The sequence below is a fragment of the Pseudideonella sakaiensis genome, assembly GCF_048320135.1.
Lineage (GTDB): Bacteria > Pseudomonadota > Gammaproteobacteria > Burkholderiales > Burkholderiaceae_C > Ideonella_A > Ideonella_A sakaiensis_A.
Map to the genome: position 1 here is coordinate 2,217,389 of NZ_CP182947.1, position 21,082 is coordinate 2,238,470.

Annotated in this window: 18 protein-coding genes; 8 read left to right on the top strand and 10 right to left on the bottom strand. The window is 66.9% G+C overall.

Annotated features, from left to right (window positions below; translation table 11 throughout):
• Positions 1–63: 63 nt before the first annotated feature.
• Positions 64–1,107, bottom strand: coding sequence for a rod shape-determining protein (locus ACNH6H_RS09910; RefSeq protein ID WP_418317337.1), 1,044 nt, complete (start codon positions 1,105–1,107; stop codon positions 64–66).
• A 259-nt stretch (positions 1,108–1,366) separates the two neighbouring features.
• Between ACNH6H_RS09910 and gatC the strand changes: the two genes are divergently transcribed.
• Genes gatC through gatB form a run of 3 tightly spaced genes read left to right on the top strand, consistent with a single transcriptional unit; the run spans position 1,367 to position 4,616 of the window.
• Positions 1,367–1,666 (top strand): Asp-tRNA(Asn)/Glu-tRNA(Gln) amidotransferase subunit GatC, encoded by a 300-nt coding sequence (gene gatC, locus ACNH6H_RS09915; RefSeq protein WP_418317338.1) that lies wholly within the window; start codon positions 1,367–1,369, stop codon positions 1,664–1,666.
• Complete coding sequence (gene gatA / locus ACNH6H_RS09920; protein ID WP_418317339.1) at positions 1,663–3,171, top strand: Asp-tRNA(Asn)/Glu-tRNA(Gln) amidotransferase subunit GatA; 1,509 nt, start codon at positions 1,663–1,665, stop codon at positions 3,169–3,171. Before gatC ends, gatA begins: the two co-directional genes overlap by 4 nt.
• A complete protein-coding gene (gene gatB, locus ACNH6H_RS09925) occupies positions 3,168–4,616 on the top strand; it encodes an Asp-tRNA(Asn)/Glu-tRNA(Gln) amidotransferase subunit GatB (protein ID WP_418317340.1) in 1,449 nt (482 codons plus the stop codon). Before gatA ends, gatB begins: the two co-directional genes overlap by 4 nt.
• A 36-nt stretch (positions 4,617–4,652) precedes the next feature.
• On the opposite strand, the gene ACNH6H_RS09930 is transcribed toward gatB, so the two are convergent.
• Complete coding sequence (locus tag ACNH6H_RS09930; RefSeq protein ID WP_418321277.1) at positions 4,653–5,258, bottom strand: DUF4124 domain-containing protein; 606 nt, start codon at positions 5,256–5,258, stop codon at positions 4,653–4,655.
• A 34-nt stretch (positions 5,259–5,292) separates the two neighbouring features.
• On the bottom strand, positions 5,293–6,000 hold the full coding sequence (gene pyrE / locus ACNH6H_RS09935) for an orotate phosphoribosyltransferase (RefSeq protein ID WP_418317341.1): 708 nt from the start codon (positions 5,998–6,000) through the stop codon (positions 5,293–5,295).
• 4 nt (positions 6,001–6,004) lie between these two features.
• Here pyrE and ACNH6H_RS09940 point away from each other — a divergent pair, with 4 nt between their 5' ends.
• Positions 6,005–6,808: an exodeoxyribonuclease III gene (locus tag ACNH6H_RS09940; protein WP_418317342.1), complete on the top strand. Its 804-nt coding sequence runs from the start codon at positions 6,005–6,007 to the stop codon at positions 6,806–6,808.
• A gap of 116 nt (positions 6,809–6,924) precedes the next feature.
• Entirely contained in the window at positions 6,925–8,319 is a 1,395-nt protein-coding gene (locus ACNH6H_RS09945; RefSeq protein ID WP_418317343.1) for an iron-containing alcohol dehydrogenase, read from the top strand.
• A gap of 115 nt (positions 8,320–8,434) precedes the next feature.
• On the opposite strand, the gene ACNH6H_RS09950 is transcribed toward ACNH6H_RS09945, so the two are convergent.
• The gene (locus ACNH6H_RS09950) at positions 8,435–11,617 is read right to left on the bottom strand and encodes an ATP-binding protein (RefSeq protein WP_418317344.1); all 3,183 of its coding nucleotides are present in this window, start codon (positions 11,615–11,617) and stop codon (positions 8,435–8,437) included.
• 126 nt (positions 11,618–11,743) lie between these two features.
• Between ACNH6H_RS09950 and ACNH6H_RS09955 the strand changes: the two genes are divergently transcribed.
• On the top strand, positions 11,744–11,935 hold the full coding sequence (locus ACNH6H_RS09955) for a hypothetical protein (RefSeq protein ID WP_418317345.1): 192 nt from the start codon (positions 11,744–11,746) through the stop codon (positions 11,933–11,935).
• A 47-nt stretch (positions 11,936–11,982) separates the two neighbouring features.
• Positions 11,983–12,354 carry a group I truncated hemoglobin gene (locus ACNH6H_RS09960; protein ID WP_418317346.1) on the top strand — a complete coding sequence of 124 codons (372 nt, stop codon included), beginning with the start codon at positions 11,983–11,985 and terminating at the stop codon, positions 12,352–12,354.
• An 18-nt stretch (positions 12,355–12,372) separates the two neighbouring features.
• Here ACNH6H_RS09960 and ACNH6H_RS09965 read toward each other — a convergent pair whose 3' ends face one another.
• From ACNH6H_RS09965 to ACNH6H_RS09980, 4 genes are read right to left on the bottom strand one after another with little or no spacing between them, the layout of a single operon-like run.
• On the bottom strand, positions 12,373–13,575 hold the full coding sequence (locus ACNH6H_RS09965) for an ABC transporter permease (RefSeq protein ID WP_418317347.1): 1,203 nt from the start codon (positions 13,573–13,575) through the stop codon (positions 12,373–12,375).
• Positions 13,572–14,780 carry an ABC transporter permease gene (locus tag ACNH6H_RS09970; protein WP_418317348.1) on the bottom strand — a complete coding sequence of 403 codons (1,209 nt, stop codon included), beginning with the start codon at positions 14,778–14,780 and terminating at the stop codon, positions 13,572–13,574. Before ACNH6H_RS09970 ends, ACNH6H_RS09965 begins: the two co-directional genes overlap by 4 nt.
• The gene (locus ACNH6H_RS09975; RefSeq protein WP_418317349.1) at positions 14,767–15,510 is read right to left on the bottom strand and encodes an ABC transporter ATP-binding protein; all 744 of its coding nucleotides are present in this window, start codon (positions 15,508–15,510) and stop codon (positions 14,767–14,769) included. Before ACNH6H_RS09975 ends, ACNH6H_RS09970 begins: the two co-directional genes overlap by 14 nt.
• Before the next feature lie 5 nt (positions 15,511–15,515).
• Positions 15,516–16,682, bottom strand: a complete 1,167-nt coding sequence (locus tag ACNH6H_RS09980) for an efflux RND transporter periplasmic adaptor subunit (RefSeq protein ID WP_418317350.1) — start codon at positions 16,680–16,682, stop codon at positions 15,516–15,518.
• A gap of 189 nt (positions 16,683–16,871) precedes the next feature.
• Here ACNH6H_RS09980 and ACNH6H_RS09985 point away from each other — a divergent pair, with 189 nt between their 5' ends.
• On the top strand, positions 16,872–17,525 hold the full coding sequence (locus tag ACNH6H_RS09985; RefSeq protein WP_418317351.1) for a protein-L-isoaspartate(D-aspartate) O-methyltransferase: 654 nt from the start codon (positions 16,872–16,874) through the stop codon (positions 17,523–17,525).
• 27 nt (positions 17,526–17,552) lie between these two features.
• Here ACNH6H_RS09985 and glgB read toward each other — a convergent pair whose 3' ends face one another.
• Positions 17,553–19,742: a 1,4-alpha-glucan branching protein GlgB gene (glgB, locus tag ACNH6H_RS09990; RefSeq protein ID WP_418317352.1), complete on the bottom strand. Its 2,190-nt coding sequence runs from the start codon at positions 19,740–19,742 to the stop codon at positions 17,553–17,555.
• A 40-nt stretch (positions 19,743–19,782) separates the two neighbouring features.
• Complete coding sequence (locus ACNH6H_RS09995) at positions 19,783–21,072, bottom strand: GDSL-type esterase/lipase family protein (RefSeq protein WP_418317353.1); 1,290 nt, start codon at positions 21,070–21,072, stop codon at positions 19,783–19,785.
• Positions 21,073–21,082: the final 10 nt, after the last annotated feature.

Consider the following 21,082-nt stretch of genomic DNA (forward strand, 5'->3'; position numbering starts at 1 on the left):
CGGTCGATCAGCTCGGCACGGAGGGCTTGCTGCGATGCAGGCAAGCCGACCGACCGCCGCGCGTCATTCCGATGTAAAGATGGATCCGAGGCGCTCCATGCGTTCGAGCGCCATCCCGCAACCGCGCACGACGCAGGTCAGCGGGTCTTCGGCGACCAGCACCGGCAGGCCGGTCTCCTCGGCGAGAAGGCGATCGAGGTCGCGCAGCAGCGCGCCGCCGCCGGTCAGCATCATGCCGCGCTCGGCGATGTCGGCGCCGAGTTCCGGCGGCGTCTGCTCGAGCGCATTTTTCACCGCCGAGACCATCTGGTTCAGCGGATCGGTCAGCGCCTCGAGGATCTCGTTGCTGCTGATCGTGAACGAACGCGGCACGCCTTCGCTCAGGTTGCGGCCCTTGACCTCGATCTCCTTGACCTCGGAGCCCGGGAAGGCGCTGCCGATGTTCTTCTTGATCGCCTCGGCCGTCGGCTCGCCGATCAACATGCCGTAGTTGCGGCGGATGTAGTTGATGATCGATTCATCGAACTTGTCGCCGCCGACCCGGATGCTGCCCTTGTAGACCATGCCGCCGAGGCTGATCACGCCAACCTCGGTGGTGCCACCGCCGATGTCGACGACCATCGAGCCTTCGGCTTCCGACACCGGCAGTCCGGCGCCGATCGCGGCAGCCATCGGCTCCTCGATCAGGTAGACCTCGCTGGCTCCGGCGCCAAGCGCCGATTCGCGGATCGCCCGGCGCTCGACCTGGGTCGATCCGCAAGGCACGCAGATGATGATGCGCGGGCTCGGACGCAGCACCGAGCGCGGATGCACCATCTTGATGAACTGCTTGAGCATCTGCTCGGTGACCGTGAAGTCGGCGATCACGCCGTCCTTCATCGGCCGGATGGCCTCGATGTTGCCCGGCACCTTGCCGAGCATCGCCTTGGCTTCCTTGCCGACGGCCTGGATGGTTTTTTTGCCGTTCGGTCCGCCTTCGTGGCGGATCGAGACGACCGATGGCTCGTCGAGCACGATTCCCTTGCCGCGCACGTAGATCAACGTGTTGGCGGTGCCGAGGTCGATGGCGAGGTCCGTCGAGAAATAGCGACGAAAAGATCCGAACATGTTCGATGAGATGCATGACGCAGCGCCGCACACGGCTGATCGTGCTGGCGGCCCGGGGCGGGCGCTGCGAAAACGCGGATTCCGTTGAAGTGACGACGATGGGGCCGGATCACCGTTGGTGAACGGCCCCGCGAAGGTCGATCGCACCCGGATTGCGGCGCGGTCGAAGATGATATGGATAACCGAGGATAATAACCGATCCCTATTGATCTACCCCGCTGCAAGCGCACTTGCAGCCACGTGAACGAGCACCGACCAGATGGCCTTGACGAGACAGGACGTCAGCCGCATTGCCCAGTTGGCAAGGCTGGAACTTCATGAAGACGAACAGCAGGCGATGCTGGGCCAACTGAACGGCTTCTTTTCGATCGTCGACCAGATGAGCGTCGTCGACACGCGCGGCGTCGAGCCGTTGTACACGCCGCTGTCGGCGGTCAGCCCGGTCGAGTTGCGGCTGCGCGACGACATCGTGACCGAAAGCAACGACCGCGAGCGCAACCAGCTGAGCGCGCCGGCCGTCGAAGATGGCCTGTATCTGGTGCCGAAGGTGATCGAATGAGCGGCCCGGCAGAAGATCTGCACGACTGGGGCGTCGCCGAACTGTCGCGTCAGCTTGCCGAGCGCACCGTCTCGTCGGTCGAGGCGACCCGCCACCTGCTGCAGCGCGCACAGTCGCAGCACGATCTCGGCGCCTGGCTGTGCATCGACGCCGACCGTGCGCTGGCCCAGGCCGAGGCGGCCGACGCCAGGCGCCAGGCCGGCGAGTCCTCGCCGCTGCTCGGCGTGCCGATTGCACACAAGGACATCTTTGTTACGCGCGATCTGCCGACCACCGCCGGCTCGAAGATGCTCGAGGGCTACCGCAGTCCGTTCGATGCGACAGTCGCCAGCCGACTCAGCGCGGCCGGCACGGTCACGCTCGGCAAGCTCAACTGCGACGAATATGCAATGGGCTCGGCGAATGAGAATTCCGCCTACGGTCTGGCCCACAACCCCTGGGACCGCAAACGCGTTCCCGGCGGCTCGTCGGGCGGCTCGGCCGCCGCGGTTGCGGCGCGGCACATCCCTGCGGCGACCGGCACCGACACCGGCGGATCGATCCGCCAGCCGGCCAGTTTCTGCGGCATCACCGGCATCAAGCCGACCTACGGCGTCTGCTCACGCTACGGGATGATCGCGTTCGCCTCCAGCCTCGACCAGGCCGGGCCGATGGCGCGCAGCGCCGAAGACTGCGCGCTGCTGCTGTCGGCAATGAGCGGTTTCGATGAACGCGACGCCACCAGCGCCCAGCGCCCGCCGCAGGATTTTCTTGCCGCGATGACGGCGCGCCGCGACGGCGCTGATGCAGCGCGCCCGCTGGCCGGCCTGCGGATCGGCCTGCCGAAGGAGTTTTTTCCGGCCGCCCTGGCGGCCGATGTCGACGGTGCGGTGCGCCGTGCGCTGGCCGAACTGGAAAAACTCGGCGCGACGCTGGTCGACGTCAGCCTGCCGCGCACCGAGTTGTCGATCCCGGTCTACTACATCATCGCGCCGGCCGAGGCGAGTTCGAACCTGAGCCGCTTCGACGGCGTCCGGTTCGGCCATCGTGCCGAGCACTACACCGATCTGCTCGACATGTACCGCAAGAGCCGGGCCGAAGGCTTCGGCGCCGAGGTCAAGCGGCGGATCATGATCGGCACCTATGTGCTGTCGCACGGTTACTACGATGCGTATTACCTGCAGGCGCAGAAGCTGCGGCGGATGATCGCCGATGACTTCCAGTCCTGTTTCGGCAACTGCGACCTGATCGCCGGCCCGGTGGCACCGACGGTGGCCTGGCCGATCGGCGACCAGGACGACGATCCGGTGAAGGCCTATCTGGCCGACATCTTCACGCTGCCGGCGAGTCTTGCCGGGCTGCCCGGCATGAGCCTGCCGGCCGGTTTTGGCGAACACGGCATGCCGGTCGGGCTGCAATTGATCGGCAATTATTTCAACGAGGGTCTGCTGCTGCAGACGGCACACGTTTTCCAGCAGGCGACCGACTGGCATCAGCGTGCACCGGCGATGGAGCAATCGGCATGAGCACGCCTGCGCTGATTCGTGGCTACGAGGTGGTGATCGGCATCGAGACCCACGCACAGTTGTCGACCCAGTCGAAGATCTTCAGCGGCTCGCCGACCCGTTTCGGCGCCGAACCGAATACCCAGGCTTCGGTGGTCGATCTGGCGCTGCCCGGCACGCTGCCGGTGATGAACCGCGGCGCGGTCGAACGCGCGATATGTTTTGGCCTCGCGGTCGATGCGCGGGTCGCGAAGCAGTCGATCTTCGCGCGCAAGAACTATTTCTATCCCGACCTTCCGAAGGGCTATCAGATCAGCCAGTACGAGACGCCGGTCGTGCAGGGCGGACACATCGACTTCTTCATCGGCGATGAGCCACGGCGGGTCAATCTGACGCGCGCCCACCTCGAGGAGGATGCCGGCAAGTCGCTGCACGAGGACTATGCCGGCCAGACCGGCATCGACCTGAACCGCGCCGGCACGCCGCTGCTCGAGATCGTTACCGAACCCGACATGCGCTCAAGCGTCGAGGCGGCCGAATATGCCAAGGCCTTGCACAGCCTGGTTGTCTGGCTCGGCATTTGCGACGGCAATATGCAGGAAGGCAGCTTCCGCTGTGATGCCAATGTCTCGGTGCGCAAGCCCGGCGAGCCGCTGGGTACACGGCGCGAAATCAAGAACCTGAACAGTTTCAAATTCCTGCAGCAGGCGATCGACTACGAGATCCAGTGGCAGATCGACCTGATCGAGGACGGCGGAACGGTGCAGCAGGCCACCGTGCTGTTCAATCCGGACAGCGGCGAGACGCGGGCAATGCGCAGCAAGGAAGACGCCCACGACTACCGCTATTTCCCCGACCCGGACCTGCCGCCGCTGGTGATCTCCGACGACTGGGTCGGGCAGGTGCGCGAAGCGATGCCGGAATTGCCGCGCGCAATGGCCGAGCGCTTCCAGCGCGACTATGCGCTGCCGCCGTACGACGCGTCGATGATGACGCAGAGCAAGGCCATGGCCGCCTTTTTCGAGGCGGCGGCAAAGGCCTGCGGCGCGCCGAAGCTGGTTGCCAACTGGCTGATGGGAGAGGTGTCGCGGCGGCTGAATGCGCAGGCGGCGGAAATCGACCAGAGCCCGGTCGACCCGCAGGCGCTGGCGTTGCTGATCGGCCGGATCGTCGACTCGACGGTGTCGAACAACGGCGCACGGCAGATCTTCGATGCGATGTGGCAGGGCGACCCGCGCCCGGTCGACGAATTGATCGAAAGCCTCGGCCTGCGCCAGATGAACGACAGCGGTGAGCTCGATCGCATCGTCGACGAGGTGATCGCCGCCAATCAGAAATCGGTCGACGAATACCGCGCCGGCAAGGACAAGGCCTTCAATGCGCTGGTCGGTCAGGTGATGAAGGCCAGCCGCGGCAAGGCCAATCCGGGCCAGGTCAACGAAACGCTGAAACGCAAGCTCGGTTGAGCCGCACCGGCCGGCGGCCGGTCCCGGCGACGAGCTTCAGGGCTCGGTCTTCCACATCGGCCGCAGCCGTTCGGCTTCCTTGTCGAACACCGCATTGATGCGTGCGACCTCAAGGTTCTGGTTCTGCACCAGCGACTGCTGAGCCTTCAGCATCGCGTCATTGGCATTGAGCTTCTGCTTCAGGTCACCCGGCAACGGCTTGCCGGCAAAGGTTGCGGCCGTTTCTTCGAGCGGCTTGCGGGCCTGCTGCAGCTCCTCGACGCGGCGCTGCGTCAGTTGAACCGCATCGTGTACCAGACGCAGGGCTTCGGCGCGGGCTTGCTCATGGGAAGCCGGCGTCGGATAGCGGCGCAGCAACAGGCGGTCGCGCTTGATCGCCTCGTCGCGCGCCATCCGCTCGCGCGCGGCTTCGCGCTCGCGCCGCTCGGCGTCGATCCGTTCGCGCGGCGACATCGCGGCCGGCACGATGCGCTGCAAGCTGCCGTCGGGATTGAGCACACGCTGATCAACCTCGAGGCAAGCCTCGATCGGTCGGTCTGCGGTGTGTTTGCGCCCGTTCTTGTCGGTGCAGGTATAGATCGCTGCAGAGGCTGGGTGCGCAAGCAGCACCAGCATGCTGGCAATGATCAGGGGATGCGACATGGAACCGGCAATCGGTGGGACTGGGTTCCGATTGTCATGCGCCGTAGCGATCCCGATAGGCTGAAACTGCCGGCAAAAAGGCGGCCTGTTGCGGATCTGACTGCTGCTGCAGATAACGCAGCAGATCGGCCAGCGTCGCGACCGCGACGACCGGCAGGCCGAGTTCGCGTTCGACATGCTGTACCGCAGAAAAGCTCGAGTCGACACCCCGCTCGCTGGCCTTTTCCTGGCGGTCCAGCGCGATGGCCACGCCCGCCGGTTCGGCACCTGCGCTGCGGATCAGCGCGATCGATTCGCGCACCGAGGTGCCGGCCGAAATCACGTCGTCGACGATCAGCACCCGTCCGCGCAACGGCGCGCCGACCAGGCTGCCACCCTCGCCGTGGTCCTTTGCTTCCTTGCGGTTGTAGGCATACGGCACGTTGCGGCCGCGGCGCGCCAGTTCGATGGCGATCGCAGCGGCCAGCGTGATGCCCTTGTAGGCCGGGCCGAAGATCATGTCGAAGTCGAGATCGGAGGCGAGCAGGCGGCGTGCGTAGAATTCGGCCAGACGACCGAGCTTGTTGCCGTCGTCGAACAGACCGGCATTGAAAAAATACGGCGACAGCCGTCCTGCCTTGGTCTTGAACTCCCCGAAACGCAAAACCCCGGCATCGACCGAGAAACGGACGAATTCCAGCGCCAGCGCGTCCGCTGCGGACGGCTGAGAGGCCGGATGATTGGCGGGGGAAATCGAAGGCATCTGCGTGTTCCGTCTTACCTCGTTGAATCTGAATGGCATCCGCTCGGCGGCCAACAAGGGCCTGCTGCCATGGGCCGAAAGCATGCAAATCGATTGTATGGGCGTGCAGGAACTGAAGGCCCAGGCCGGCGACCTCGAAGGCCGCTTCGAGCAGATCGCCGGCATGCATGGCCACTTTCACTGCGCGCAGAAGAAGGGTTATTCCGGCGTCGGCATCTACAGCCGGCACAAGCCGACCGCGGTCAACTTCGGTTTCGGCCACCCCGAATTCGACGACGAAGGGCGTTATGTCGAAGCCCGCTTCGACCGACCCGGCCACAAGACGCTGCCCCGGCTGAGCATCATCAGCTGCTATTTCCCGAGCGGCTCGAGCGGCGAGGAGCGGCAACAGGCCAAATTCCGGTTTCTCGAGCTGTTCTATCCGCACCTGAGCAAGCTGCGCGACGAACGCGAATTCATCCTGATCGGCGACATCAACATCGCCCACCAGCAGATCGATCTGAAAAACTGGCGCAGCAACCAGAAAAACAGCGGCTTCCTGCCCGAGGAACGCGCCTGGATGACGCGGGCAATCGACGAACTCGGCCTGGTCGACGTGCACCGCCGGCTGCGCCCGCACGACGGCGGTGAGGCCTACACCTGGTGGAGCAACCGCGGCCAGGCCTGGGCCAACAATGTCGGCTGGCGGCTCGACTACCAACTGGCCACGCCCGGCATCGCCGCGCATGCAAAAACCGTCTCGGTCTACAAGGAACAGCGCTTTTCGGACCATGCGCCACTGACGATCGATTACGACTTCACGCTCTGAAGCATCGCCTTTCGACCGATTGCATGCGGCCGCAGACCCGCCACATTGCCGCTCTGTCATGATCGGGCCAGCGCAGACGTCGCGATGCGCATGCTTGTCACCGCACTGGGGCTTCCATGTTTCTTGATTTCATTCCGGAATCGGCTCGCGCCTCCGGGCTTCGGGTGTTGATGAAGGGCGCCGGCAAGGTGACCCGCCTGCTGCCGATTCCGCAACCGACGCTGCTGGTCGGACCAGGATCGAGCGGTCGGCTCGGCCAGGCGGTGGCGGGTTTCGGCCATGCAAAGCTGCTGATCGTGACCGACAAGGTCGTCTCCGGTCTCGGCCTGCTGAAGGACCTGAGCGATGCGCTGACCGCCGGCGGCGCCGACCACGTCGTGTTCGACGAGATCACGCCGGATGCACCGATCCCGCTGGTCGAACGCGGTATCGCGTTTTACCGTGAGCACGGCTGCGACGCGATCATCGCCTTCGGCGGCGGCTCGTCGATGGATGCGGCAAAGGCGATCGCGGTGTCGATCGCCAATCCGGGCAAATCGCTGCGCGCACTGGCGGGTTATTTCAAGGGCCTGCACAGCCCGGTGCCGATCTACGCCGTTCCGACCACCGCCGGCACCGGCTCGGAAGTGACCGTCGCAGCCGTCATCTCCGACCCGGAGCGGCAAAGCAAACTGGTCATCGTCGATACCCGGATCGTGCCGAAGATGGCAGCGCTGGATGCCAATCTGATGACGGGCCTGCCGCCGCACGTGACGGCAGCCACCGGCATCGATGCGCTGACCCACGCGGTCGAGGCCTTCCTCGGCAACTGGCATTCACCCGCCACGGACGGCATGGCATTGACCGCGGTCGGACTGATCTTCGCCAACCTGAGAACCGCCTACAGCAACGGCACGGATCTGCAGGCCCGCGAAAACATGTCGCTGGCATCGACCTACGCCGGCATCGCCTTCACGAGAGCCAATGTCGGCTATGTGCATGCGATCGCACACCAGTTCGGCGGCAGATACCACACGCCGCACGGACTGGCCAATGCGATGGTGTTGCCTCATGTGCTGCGGTATTCTGCTCCCGCGGTGACGAATCGGCTGGCGAGGCTGGCGGTGCGCGCAAGACTCGGCGCCGACGGTGAGGATGAAGATTCACTGGCGCGGAAGTTCCTCGACGGCATCGACCAACTGAACCGCGATCTCGCGATTCCGACCCACCTGGAGGCGTTGCGCAAGGACGATATTCCGGCGCTGGCCGAAGCCGCCTGCCAGGAGGCACACACCGGTTACCCGGTGCCGCGCTACATGAACCAGGCGCAATGCGAGCAGATCATCGGCCGGCTGCTGCCACCCGAATCGGCCACCGCGCCAGCGGCAAGGGCCTCTACGCGCGCGCGCAAGAAGGTCGGGCCGACCGCGTTGAAGTCGGCTGCAGGACAGACGCGGAAGACCGCTCCGAATGCAGCGACCAAGCGGTCGACGAAGACCGGCTCCAGCGGCAAGGCCGCCGCTTCGGACTGAAATCTGCCGCGGGCGGCGACGGTGCCGACCGGCTTGACCAGCACCGCGATCGGTTCGAGCAGTTCAGCATCCGGGCCAGCGGCGCGAGCCCACGCGACACGCGTCGAGTCGGGGCTCACGCCGGATTCGCGGCAAGCTTCTCGCAACGCGCCGCGTCGATCGGATGGCCGGCGGCTCTGAAGCGCCCGGCCGCCTCAGTGAACAGCGCGATCGTTTCGTTCGGATCGGACTGCCGGGCGATACCGAGATGCGCCCGCACCTCATCGTGCGCCGCATGCCAGGCCGGCAGCCGCATCACGACATCGGCCAGGTAGGCGCATTGCTTCTCATGGCGCTCGGCGATCTCGACTTCGCCGGCGCGCGCCGCAGCGATCGCTGCCGGAACCGCAAACGTGATGCGGCAGCCGGGGCAGGTTTCCAGCGGCCCGCGCACAGAGGCTTCGGCATCGTGCATCGCCTGCAGTGCCGCATCGCGGTCGTCGGCACGCTGGGCGATGCGTGTGCCATAAATCCTGTCGAGCAGGTGAAATCCGATGTCGGTCTGCCGCGCGAGGTCGAGCGCCTCGTCGAGCAGCGCGCGGGCATCGGTGCGCCGACCTTCGAAATGGGACAGTTCCGACAGCCGCTGCAGCGACAAGGCCTCACCAACGGCGCCGCCGATCGCGTGGTGCAGCCGCGCCCCTTCGCGCAGATGCTGGCGCGCCGCAGCGAGGTCACCGGCCAGCCACTCGGCCTCGCCGCGCAGCGTGGTGCCGAAGGCATGACCCCGCGCGGCGCCGAGCCGCCGCGCTTCAGTCGCCAGTGATTCTGCAAAGGCAATGACGTCGGCATAAGGCCGCGCGCCATAAAGAAACCGCTGCGTGATGCACAGATGGCCATCGAACACACGCACCGCCAGCTGCGGCATTGCACTCGTCTCGTGCAGATCGGCCCAGACGCTTTCGCGCAGTTCGCCGCGTGCATGGGCAGCAGCCGCCTGCGCCCATGATGCAACGACGATCGATGCGGTATCGCCGGTCTGCAACGCGAGCCTGCGCGCAATCGCGGCCTTCTCGGTTCCCATCGCAGGGTCGGTCGCGCCTAGAGCCGCCGCCCCGCTGAAGGCCAGCGCTTCGCACAGCCGGCCCTCGACGCTGGTCGGCTGCAGACCCTGCAGCAGGACCAGTGCACCTTTTGGATCGCCCTGCTTGACCTGTGCCAGCGCAGCCTTCGCGAGCAGATCGTGTGAACCCGGTTGGCCGGCGGCATCGGCGGCTGCAGCGGCCGTTCGGTATGCCGCAAGCGCAGCCGGGTCGCCGATCGCATCGAGTGCTTCGGCACGCAGCCGCAGCCCTTGCAGGTCGCCGGGATCGATGTCGAGCAGCTGTTCCAGATGCCGCAGCGAATCGCTGAAGGCAGCCAGCCGCACGGCGTCGCGCGCGGCGGCCAGCAGCCACGGTGCGGCATCGCGCCCGCCACCTGCGGCAAGCCAGTGGCGTGCCACCTCTGCAGGCGGTGCATCCTGCTCGGCGAGCAGGCGCGCCATCTCGCGATGCATCGTCACGCGGTGATGCGGCGCGAGGTGCTCGACCAGCATCTCGCGCACGAGGTCGTGGCGGAAGCGGTAGAAGACACCCGAAGGCACCAGCACACCGGCCATCAGGCAGGCGTCGAGCGCGGCCATCGGCGCCGCATTCGTGCACGCTGCGACAGCCTCGACGGTCGCGACATTGAAGCGGTCGCCACACAAGGCGAGCCACTTCAGCAGGGTCAATGCCTCATCGGGGACATCGCACAGTCGCTCGAGGATCGCGTCGGCAACGCTCGCCGGCAGCCCCTGGCCACTGGCAGACGCCGCGCAGCGTGTCATCTCGATCGCGGCAAACGGATTGCCCTCGGCGGCACGCAAGACCCGCTCGACGATGGCGGGTTCCAGCGGCACCGTCGTGCTGCGCAGCACCAGGCGTCGGCATTCGTCGTCATCCAATGGCTCCAGATCCAGCAGCTGCAATCCGCCGGCCCGGTGTTGTCGCGCGATGCCGCGTGCCAGCGTCGTGCCCGATGCTGGCGGACGCGCAGCAAACAATACACAGACCGGCGCGCCAGCCGCCGCCACCTGCAGCAATACATCGACATCGGCATCGTCGGCGAGGTGCACGTCATCGACCTGCAGCAGCAGGTCGGCGCCTCCCGCATAGGCCATCAACAGGCGGCGGATCGCGCCGACGACCTGGTGCCGGCCGAGCGGCCCGGGCAGCGGGTCGGCTGGCGCAGCCAGCGGGTTCAGCAGCGCCAGCACATTGCGCGCACCGGGGCCGATGCGATCGAGCAGCCCACGGTCGATGAGCAGCAACGTTTCGGCGATCGCCGCAATCGCTGCATAGGCCAGCCCGGTACGCGCCACCTCGATGTGCAGCACCTTCCAGTGCTGCGCGCGCAACTGCACGCCGATTTCGCGGCACAGCGCCGTCTTGCCGATACCGCCCGGGCCGAGCAGCGCGACGCCACCAGTCCGTTGCTCGGGTGCGGCCCCCAGCCAGGACAGGACCTTCGCAAGTGGCGCGGCGCGGCCGACAAACGTCGGCGTGTCGTCTCTGAGGTCCGCCAGGCAGCGCTCATACAGCAGATCGGTTTGCGGATCGGGCGCAACACCCAGCGTCTGCTGCAGCGCGCCGCGGAGACTGCCATACCAGCGGATCGCCGCGGCCCGATTGCCCGCCTCGAGTTCACGCTGCATCAGCGCACGATGGGCGGGTTCGTCGGTCGGTTCGAGCCGGACCAGTTTTTCCCACTGCGCACTGATGCGCAGCAGCTCGACCAAACGGGCATGCAGGCGTTCCCTCGCTGCCTCGGTCCATGGCTCGTATTGCGAACCTGGCAACAGCAAACCCGGGTAGGCACGCGCCGCTTCTGCGCATTCGGCGCTGTCGCGGCGGGCCAGCGCGGCGTCGGCCTGGCGCTCGAACAACTCGGCATCAACCGCCACCGGCCGGCCTGGCCACAACTCGATTTCCCCGCGCTGCGCGACGATCGCGTCGTGGCGGCCGAGTGCCTGCCGCGCATGGTGCAGGGCCTTGCGCAGATTGGCGGCCCCGGCATCGGGATCGAGCTTCGGCCACAACGCGTCGATGATCTGGTCGCGCGTCATCCGCCGCAGTGGCTGCAGGCTCAGCAACTGCACCAGATGGGTCGCGCGCAGGCTGGGCCAGCGCTCGGCCGGCAATTCGCTGCCGTCAACGCTGGCCGCGAAGCGGCCGAGCAGGTGGACGGCCAGCTGCGGCGACGAATCACCGGACGCCCAGGACGGTGTGGAAGTCATGAAGCGAGTGTGGGCGGGAGAACGCGCTGATGCAACCGTCGTTGGCCAGGAACGGCTCAGGAACGCTGGATCGGCATCCTGATGGCACGCCGAATCAAACGGCGGGTTTCAACAGGAGAGATCTGCATGAACCACCAACAACCAACGCCAGCCAGACCCGGCAGTTCTGCCGCCACCCCAATCGCTGAACCCACGCTGGTTCGCCAATCCACGACGCCACGCCATTTTTCCTCGATCGATCAACAGCAGCGAGCTGACGAGCAGGGGCTGGTCGAGTACGCATCGTGGCTGGTGCTGCTGCGCAAGCGCGTAGCGTGAACCAAGCTTGACCAACCGGTCATCCGACAGTCGACAAGGAGCTACAGATGAACCAGACCCAGACCTCGCTGTATGAACGCCTCGGCGGCCACGAGGGCATTGCCCGCATCACCCGCACGCTGATCGAAAATCACATGGCCAATCCGATCGTCAAGACACGGTACGCAAACAGCGAAAACCTGGAACGCGTCGAGCGCCGGGTGGTCGAATTCTTCTGCGCCGGTGCCGGCGGGCCCGAGACCTACAGCGGGGAAGACATGCTGACCACGCACCGCGGCATGAACGTCAGCGAGCAGGAATTCGTCAGCGTCATCGACGATGCGATGGCGGCACTCGACACCCACGGCATCGCACCCGATGCCCGCAACGAAGTGCTGGCGATCCTCTGGTCGCTGAAGGGCGAGGTGATCCGCGTCTGAGCCGGAAGCCGCGCTACGTCATTCGGTGCGCAGCGCGTCGACCGGGTCGAGCCTCGACGCGCCGCGCGCCGGCAACACGCCGGCGAGCAGGCCGATCAATGCGCTGCTCGCCACCGCGAGCACGACATAGAGCAGCGGTGTGGCCACTGGCAGCGCAGGCAGCAGCAGCCTGATCAGCAGCGCGAGGCCATAACCGATCGCGACGCCGAGCAGGCTGCCAAGCACCGCGAGCACGACCGCCTCGCCGAGGAACAGCCACAGGATGGTCTGGCGGCGGCCGCCGAGCGCAATCATCAGACCGATCTCGTGGCTGCGTTCGGCCACCGCGATCGTCATGATCGTGACGATGCCGACCGATCCGACCAGCAGCGAGATGCTGCCGAGCGCGGCCACTGCCATCGTCAGGATGTCGAGGATGTTCGACAGCGTTGCCAGCATCTCCTGCTGCGTCGTCACGGTGAAATCGGCGCGGCCGTGGCGCGCCGCCAGCACCGCTTCGGCGCCGGCCGCGACCGCCTGGTCGGATGCACCAGCCGCATAGGTCAGGTTGATTTCGGTCAGCCCGTCGCGGTTGAACAGTTCGAGCGCGCGCGCGGCCGGAATGAAGGCGGTATCGTCGAGGTCGATGCCGAGAAACTGCCCCTTCGGCTGCAGCACGCCGATGATACGGAAGCTTTGCCCGGCAATGCGCAGTCGCTCGCCGAGCGCGTTGTCTGCGCCGAACAGTTCCTGCTTCAGCTTCGGACCGAGCACGACAAAACTGCGTGCCTGCTCGTCGGCATCGGCGGGCAGAAACTGGCCGACCGCGATCTGCATGTTGAAGACTTCGAGCGCCGCCGCACCGACGCCGTAGATCGTCGTTCGCCTGACCCGGCCGCGGGCCTGCGCCTCGGCATTGCCCCAGGCGGTCGGCACGACGCCGCTGACGCCGGGCACGCGTTCCAGCGCGCGGGCATCGTCGAGTGTCAGCGGACGCACCGATGTCGGCAGTCCGGAAGGCGGGCCGCCGCGGGTGCCGATGCGGCCTGGCGCGATGCCGATCACATTGGTGCCGAATTGCGAGAACTCGCTGAGCACGAAGCGATGGATGCCTTCGCCGATCGAGGTCAGCAGGATCACCGCGGCAATGCCGACCGCGATGCCGGCCAGCGTCAGAAAGCTGCGCAGCCGGTGCGCAGTGATCGCGCGCCAGGCGAAGCGGACGCTGTCGGCGGCGATCATCGGCGGGCCAGCGCCAGCACCGGGTCGAGCCGGGCGGCATTGCGTGCCGGCAGCACGCCGAACACGATGCCGGTGATCAACGCGGTACCGAGCCCGGCGACCACCGCCCAGTCGGGCGGATAGGCCGGAAAAACCGGGTACAGCGCGCGGATCGCCGCGGCGCCGGCCAACCCGCCGAGGTAGCCGAATACCGCGCCGGCCGCCGACAACAAGGCGGCCTCGGCCAGGAAGGCGCTGCGGATCGTCGCCGGCGTCGCACCGAGCGCCTTCAGCAGGCCGATCTCGCTGCGCCGCTGCGCCACCGAGACCAGCATCACGTTCATCACCAGGATGCCGGCCACCGCCAGGCTGATCGCCGCAATACCGGCGACGCCCAGCGTCAGCGTGCCGATCAGGCGGTCGAAAGTCGCCAGCAAGGCATCCTGCGTGATCACCGTGACATCCTGCTCGCCATCGTGGCGCGCCTGCACGATCTCGGCGATCTGACGCTTCGCGGCGTCGATCGTTTCGCGACTGCGCGCCTCGACGAGGACGCGGAACAGGCTGTTGGTATTGAACATCGCCAGCGCGCTCGCCACCGGAACGATCGCCATCTCGTCGGTATTCATGCCGAGCCCGCTGCCGGTCGACGCCAGCACGCCGATGACCCGGAAGCGCCGGTCGCCGACGCGAATGAAGTTGCCGAGCGCCGGCTGCTTGCCGAACAAATCGGCGCCGACCTTCGCGCCGATCACCATCACCGGCGAGCCGCGCTCCCAGTCCTCGCGCGGCAGAAAGCGGCCTTGCGCGATCTGCAACTGGCGCACCTCGATGAATTCGGCGGTCGAGCCGATCACCATGCCCTCGCGCAAGCGTCCGCCAACCGACAATTCGGATGTGCCGACCGCCAGCGGCGCGACGCGCCGCACGCTCGGTGCGCGCAGCATCGCCTGCGCATCGGCAATCGTCAGGTCGCGCGGCGTGCCGCTGATGAAGCTGCCGGGATTGACGCCGCCGGTTTCGGTGCGCCCGGGCAGCACGATCACCAGGTTGCTGCCGATCGCGCTGAATTCGCGGACGACATAGCGGCGCGCGCCGTCACCGAGCGCGGTCAGCGTGACCACAGCGGCAACGCCGATCGCCATTGCCAGCATCAGCAGCACGGTGCGCAGCGGGCTGCCGCGGGCCGCGGCAACGGCAAAGCCGGCAAGATCAGTCGTGCGCATTGCTGCTGGCGGGGACCGCGGGCTGCTGCCGTTCATCGTGGCGGATCGCACCGTCCTCCATCAGCAGCCGGCGCTGCGCCCGTGCGCCAAGCGCGGCATCGTGGGTCACGACGATCAACGTGACGCCGCCGGCATTGAGCTGTTCGAGCAGGCGCAGCACCTCCTCGCCGGTATGGCGATCGAGGTTGCCGGTCGGCTCGTCGGCCAGCAGCATCGCCGGCTGCATGATCGTCGCGCGGGCGATCGCGACGCGTTGCCGCTGCCCGCCAGACAACTGATCCGGCCGATGGTCGGCGCGATCGGTCAGGCCAACGCCGGCCAGCGCATCACGCACACGCGATTGACGTTGCGGGCCGCTGATGCCGGCCAGCACCATCGGCAGCGCGATGTTTTCGGCGGCGGTCAGCCGCGGCACCAGGTGGAAGCTCTGAAAGATGAAGCCGATGCGCCGGCTGCGCACCGCCGCCTGCTCGTTGGCCGACAACGTCGTCACGTCGCGGCCCTCGAGCCGGTAGTGGCCGGCGTCGGGCCGATCGAGCAGGCCCAGCACATTCAGCAGCGTCGACTTGCCGGAGCCTGACGGCCCCATCACCGCAATATATTCACCGGCGGCGATCCGCAGGTCAACGCGATCGAGCGCACGCACGACGCTGTCGCCGAGATGGAAGATGCGTTCGATCTGCGCCAGCTCGATCTGCGTGGCGCTCGTTGCTGCATCGTTGCCAGCCATGCCCGTCACCGCTTCGCGCTGCTGTCCTCGACCGCCGCTGCGCCGGGCTTCACGCCGTCGCGGTCGAGCGAGGTGACGATGCGGTCGCCGGCATTCAGGCCGTCGGTGATCTCGGTGTATTCCCAGTTGGCCAGACCGGTCTTGACCGTTCGTTCGATCAATTGCCCGCCTTCGAGCAGCAGCACCCGGCCGCCTTGCAGCAAGGCCGAGGTCGGCACCCGCAGCACGTTCTCGCGCAGATCGAGGATCACTTCGATGTCGGCGCTGTAGCCGATCAGCAGCCGGCCGGCAGCCTTTGGATCGTCGAACACCGCCTCGACCTCGACCGTTCTCGCCTGCTTCTCGACCGCCGTCACATAGGGCGCAATGCGGCGCACCGTGCCGGGAAACGACTGCCCCGGCAAGGCATCGAGCGAAATGCGCACCGACTGCCCCGGGCGGATCTTCGGCGCGTCGACTTCATCCATCGGCGCCTGGATATACAGGCACGAGTCGTCGATCAGGTCGATCGCCGGCGGTGTCGGCACACCCGGAGGCGATGGCGTCGAATATTCGCCGACCTCGCCGACGATCTTCGCGATCGTGCCGTCGAACGGCGCGACCAGCATGCTGCGCTGCTCGGCGACGCCGACGACCTCGACCCGGGCCTGCGCCTGCGCGACATCGGCCTTTGCGGTCGCGCAACCGGCCGCGCGGGCCTTGGCCTCGGCATTTGCGGTATCGAGCCGGCCGGTCGAGACAAACCCCTGCTCGAACAACTCCTGCTGCCGACGCGCCTCGCGGCGCGCGAGATCGGCCATCGTGCAGGCCTCGTTGACGCGGCTGCGCGAGGTGGCGAGCTGCGCCCGTGCAAAAGCCTGTTCGGCTTTCAGGTCGTCGTTCCACAGCCGCATCAGCAACTGGCCCTTGCTGACGCGGTCGCCTTCCTTGACTGCCAGCACCTCGATGCGACCACCGGCGATCGTCGACAGCCGGGTCCGCTGGCAGGCCTCGACGGTGCCGGCACGGGTATTGGCGACGCTGGCTTCAACGATGCCGCGGCCGACCGGACTGACCAGCACCACGACTGGCTCGGGGCGGGTCAGCCACCAGCCCAGCGCGACCAGCGCGCCGACTGCGAGCAGGAGGATGATTCCCCGGCGTAGCCAATTCCTCGCGGCGGTGTCAGCCATTCATTGACGATCGTGCGCAGTGGAATGCCAGCTTAGCCGACGAAGCGGGCGCGTGGCGTTTGTGCAGCAGGTGCATTGGCCGAGCATCGGCCAAATCGCCGGCAGCGGCTTGCGTCAGGTCAATACCGAGGCGGGCTGCGTTGGCATGCAGGGGATGCCTCGGGGGCCAGATGGCGCGATACTGGCCGCATGACAGCGGACGACCGCCTGCGTGGGCAAATGGTCGATCAGGACATCGCGGCCCGTGGGGTACGTGATCCACGCGTTCTCGATGCAATGCGCAAGGTGCCGCGCGAGGCCTTCGTGCCGGCGGAATTGCGCGATGCCGCCTTCAGCGACCACCCGTTGCCGATCGGCCTGCGGCAGACGATCTCGCAGCCCTACATCGTCGCGCTGATGTGCGAGGCGCTGCAGTTGCGCGGCAATGAACATGTGCTCGAGATCGGCACCGGTTCAGGTTATGCCGCGGCGGTGCTCGGCGAGCTGGCGGCCGAAGTCGAAACGGTCGAGCGCATCGCCGAACTGGCCAGCCGCGCAGCCAACCAGCTGGCCGCATTGGGCTGCACCAACGTCCATGTCCACATTGGCGACGGCACCCTCGGTTGGCCGGCCGCCGGCCCTTATCACGCGATCGTCGTCACCGCCGGCGGGCCCAGCGTGCCGCAGGCGCTGCTCGACCAACTGGCGCCGGCCGGTCGGCTGGTGATGCCGGTCGCGAACAGCATGGGCTGGCAGGATCTGGTGCGCCTGACGCGGCTGGGCGCTGATGGCTTCCACCGCGAACTGCTTTGCGACGTCGCCTTCGTGCCGTTGATCGGTGTCGAGGGCTGGCCGGAGCGTTGACGGCACGCTTTCCGCAGACGGCCCGACTCAGCCGGGAAGCAGGAACAGCGTCGCCAGCGGCGGAATCGTCAGGCTGACCGAACGTGATCGGCCATGGGCAGGCTGGTCGTCGACCGCAATCTCGCCGCTGCCGTTGCCGAGGTTTGAGCCGCCATAGAACGACGAATCGGTATTCAGCGCCTCGCGCCAGCGGTCGACACCGTCGGGCGCGCCGATGCGGAAACCCTCGCGCGGGACCGGCGTGAAATTGCTGACCACCATCACGGCGTTGCCGTCGCCATCGCGGCGCAGCCACGCAAAAACCGAATGGTCGGCATCGTGCGACGAGATCCATTCGAAACCTGCGCCGTCGCAGTCGAGCTTGTGCAGCGCCGGCTGCGACTTGTACAGCGCATTGAGGTCGCGCACCAGTCGCAGCACACCGCCGTGGCGCTCGTCGCCGAGCAGATGCCACGGCAGCTCGACATCGTGGTTCCATTCGGTCGGTTGCGCAAATTCCTGGCCCATGAACAGCAGCTTCTTGCCCGGGTGGCCCCACATGAAACCGTAATAGGCGCGCAGGTTGGCAAAGCGCTGCCAGTCGTCGCCGCGCATCTTGCCGAGGATCGAGCCCTTGCCGTGCACGACTTCGTCGTGCGACAGCGGCAACACGAAATTCTCGCTGAATGCATAGACAAGGCCGAAACTCATCTTGTCGTGGTGCCACTTGCGGTGCACCGCGTCCTGCTCCATGTATTTCAGCGTGTCGTGCATCCAGCCCATGTTCCACTTGAAGTGGAAACCGAGCCCGCCGTGGTAGGTCGGCGCGGAGACGCCTGGAAACGCCGTCGACTCCTCGGCGACGGTCATCGCGCCGGGGCATTCGACGCCGACGACCTCGTTGGTGCGGCGCAGGAAGGCAATCGCCTCGAGGTTCTCGCGGCCGCCTTCGACATTCGGCACCCATTCGCCGGGGTTGCGCGAATAGTCGCGGTACAGCATCGATGCAACCGCATCGACGCGCAGACCGTCGATGCCTTGCCGCTCGATCCAGTACAAGGCGCTGCCGACCAGGAAATTGCGAACCTCGTGGCGGCTGAAGTTGTAGATCAGCGTATTCCAGTCCTTGTGGAAACCTTCGCGCGGATCGGCATATTCGTACAGCGCGGTGCCGTCGAACTGTGCGAGGCCGACCGGGTCGGACGGAAAGTGGGCCGGCACCCAGTCGAGCAGCACGCCGATGCCAGCCGCACGGCAGGCGTCCATGAAGCGGGCAAAACCTTCCGGCGGGCCGAAACGCGCGGTCGGCGCATACATGCCGAGCGTCTGGTAGCCCCAGGAGCCATCGAACGGGTGTTCGGTGATCGGCAACAGCTCGATGTGCGTGAAGCCGAGGTCGGCGACATAGGTCGGCAGAGCCGCCGCGAGGTCGTCCCAGCTGTGGAAACTGCCATCGGGATGGCGCCGCCACGAGCCGAGGTGGACTTCATAGATCGAGATCGGCGCATGCCGGCTGTTCGCATCGGCACGCCCTTCGGGCAATGGCGCTGCCGGCGGCATTGCGGCGACGATGCTGGCGGTGGCCGGGCGCATCTCGGCGGCGCGCGCATACGGATCCGCCTTCAGCGGCAGCATCGAACCCGAACGATCGAGCAATTCGAACTTGTAGGCGTCACCGATCATCGCGTGCGGCACGAAGATCTCCCAGATGCCGCTGCCGTGGCGCAGCCGCATCATGTGGCGCCGCCCGTCCCATGAATTGAAGGAGCCGACCACGCTGACGCGGCGTGCATTCGGCGCCCACAGTGCGAAGCGGATGCCGTCGATCTCGCCGACCCGCATCGCATGCGCGCCGAGGCTCTCGAACGGCCGCAGGTGCGAACCTTCACCAAGGTAATACAACTCGTCGTCGGTCAGCTGCGGGCCGAAGCTGTAGGCGTCGACATACATTGACTCCGGCGTATCGGCCGGGTCGCTGGCCCAGCGCACCGCCAGCCGGTAATCGAAACGCTGCTTGCGGCGCGGGATCTTGCCTTCCCACAGCGCACCACCGTCGCGCAGCGTCAAGTCGACCAGGCGGCGCTCGTTTTCGGCGTCGACCACCGCGACGCTGCTGGCTCCGGGCAGCATGGTGCGCACCCACAGACTGCCACCGTCGTCGGTGTGCAGCCCGAGCACCGCGAACGGATCGTGGTGGTTGGCGTGGTTCAGGGCCTGGAGGTCTTGGTTGCTGAGCATGTCGGTTCGACTCGATTCTTGTAAATGGTTCGGTGCGGGATCAACGTTGCAGACCGGCGTCGGCCAGCGTCTTGACGACGGCGGCGCCGATCACACGGTAACCCTCATCGTCGGGATGCAGGCCGTCGCGGGTCAATTCGGCGCGGATCCGATGCGGTGCAGCCGGGTCGCGCAGCGCCGCGTCGAGGTCGACGACGGCATCGAATACCCCGGCCGAGCGGATCCAGCGGTTCAGCTGCTGGCGCCCGGCCTCGACTTCGACCCGACCATAAACCCCGCCTTGCGCTGGCGTCAATGTGGCGCCGACCACCTTCAGCCCGCGTTCGCGTGCGCGGCGGGCCAGCTCGGTCTGCCCGTCGATCAGCCGCTGCACGGTAGCGGGCATGTCTTCGGCGTCGGCCGTGCCGGCGAGGTCGTTGATGCCGATCAGGATCACGACACCGCGCACGCCGTCGAGCGCCAGCACGTCGCGATCGAAGCGCTGCAGCCCACTTGGACCAACCTCGGCCGACAGCAGCCGGTTACCGCTCATTCCCGCATTCAGCATGCCGACCGGCGGCCCGCTTCGTCCCTGCCGCCAGCGCTGGCTGACTTGCCCGGGCCAGCTCGCGTCGGCGTCCAGGCGATGGCCATTGCCGTCGGTGATCGAATCCCCGAAGCCGACCCAGGTGGCAGCCGCTTCATCGGCCAGCACCTCGACGCCGGCAATGAAAAACAGGCTGCGGCTCATCTCGGCCTGTGGCAGCACGGTCGACTCGATGTGGTTGCCGGGCGGCGAGCGGTAGCTGCTGCGGCTGCCGACCAGGTGCCAGCTGGCGCGCGGCGTCGGCTGATTCAGATAAAAACTGACTGCCAGATCGGTGTCCGGCGCCACCGCAGGCAGTTCGACCGGGTCACTGAGCACGGTCCGGCCCGGCTCCAGCGTCACCGTCGGCTGGCCAGTGAAGCGCAGCGGCCGGGCGCTGCCCGGGCGGATGGCCGCGCCGCCGACCGGCGCCCGCCATGCCAACTGCGCGGCAGCTATCCGCAGCGGGCCGTCGCCGAATTGATTGCTGAGCCGCAGCCTGACCGTATTGCCGGGCAAGGCCAGTGGCACGAATTGCCGCAGGCTGAGATCGGCAAAACGCAGCGACCGGTCGTCGTAAGGAGGGGCCTCGTCGAGCGGGCCGTGCAATGCGGCGACGAAGGCCTGCCGCCAGGCAAGCCGCTCCGCCACCGGCGGCGCCGGCTGGTTGACGCTGAGCAGCAACAGCGCCGTGCCAAGCAGCAGCACCAGGCCGATGGCCCAGCTGCGAGCCCGCCCGCGCAGTTGCTGCGGTTTCAGGCCCATCGATGGCCAA

Bases quoted from the DNA above. Each gene is read 5' to 3' on its own strand.
- pyrE (WP_418317341.1), bottom strand. From the start codon at position 6,000: ATGCCTTCGATTTCCCCCGCCAATCATCCGGCCTCTCAGCCGTCCGCA.
- ACNH6H_RS09955 (WP_418317345.1), top strand. From the start codon at position 11,744: ATGAACCACCAACAACCAACGCCAGCCAGACCCGGCAGTTCTGCCGCC.
- ACNH6H_RS09970 (WP_418317348.1), bottom strand. From the start codon at position 14,780: ATGCGCACGACTGATCTTGCCGGCTTTGCCGTTGCCGCGGCCCGCGGC.
- glgB (WP_418317352.1), bottom strand. From the start codon at position 19,742: ATGCTCAGCAACCAAGACCTCCAGGCCCTGAACCACGCCAACCACCAC.
- ACNH6H_RS09945 (WP_418317343.1), top strand. From the start codon at position 6,925: ATGTTTCTTGATTTCATTCCGGAATCGGCTCGCGCCTCCGGGCTTCGG.
- gatC (WP_418317338.1), top strand. From the start codon at position 1,367: ATGGCCTTGACGAGACAGGACGTCAGCCGCATTGCCCAGTTGGCAAGG.
- gatA (WP_418317339.1), top strand. From the start codon at position 1,663: ATGAGCGGCCCGGCAGAAGATCTGCACGACTGGGGCGTCGCCGAACTG.
- ACNH6H_RS09910 (WP_418317337.1), bottom strand. From the start codon at position 1,107: ATGTTCGGATCTTTTCGTCGCTATTTCTCGACGGACCTCGCCATCGAC.
- ACNH6H_RS09930 (WP_418321277.1), bottom strand. From the start codon at position 5,258: ATGTCGCATCCCCTGATCATTGCCAGCATGCTGGTGCTGCTTGCGCAC.
- ACNH6H_RS09950 (WP_418317344.1), bottom strand. From the start codon at position 11,617: ATGACTTCCACACCGTCCTGGGCGTCCGGTGATTCGTCGCCGCAGCTG.
- ACNH6H_RS09980 (WP_418317350.1), bottom strand. From the start codon at position 16,682: ATGGCTGACACCGCCGCGAGGAATTGGCTACGCCGGGGAATCATCCTC.
- ACNH6H_RS09995 (WP_418317353.1), bottom strand. From the start codon at position 21,072: ATGGGCCTGAAACCGCAGCAACTGCGCGGGCGGGCTCGCAGCTGGGCC.
- ACNH6H_RS09975 (WP_418317349.1), bottom strand. From the start codon at position 15,510: ATGGCTGGCAACGATGCAGCAACGAGCGCCACGCAGATCGAGCTGGCG.
- ACNH6H_RS09960 (WP_418317346.1), top strand. From the start codon at position 11,983: ATGAACCAGACCCAGACCTCGCTGTATGAACGCCTCGGCGGCCACGAG.
- ACNH6H_RS09965 (WP_418317347.1), bottom strand. From the start codon at position 13,575: ATGATCGCCGCCGACAGCGTCCGCTTCGCCTGGCGCGCGATCACTGCG.
- ACNH6H_RS09985 (WP_418317351.1), top strand. From the start codon at position 16,872: ATGACAGCGGACGACCGCCTGCGTGGGCAAATGGTCGATCAGGACATC.
- gatB (WP_418317340.1), top strand. From the start codon at position 3,168: ATGAGCACGCCTGCGCTGATTCGTGGCTACGAGGTGGTGATCGGCATC.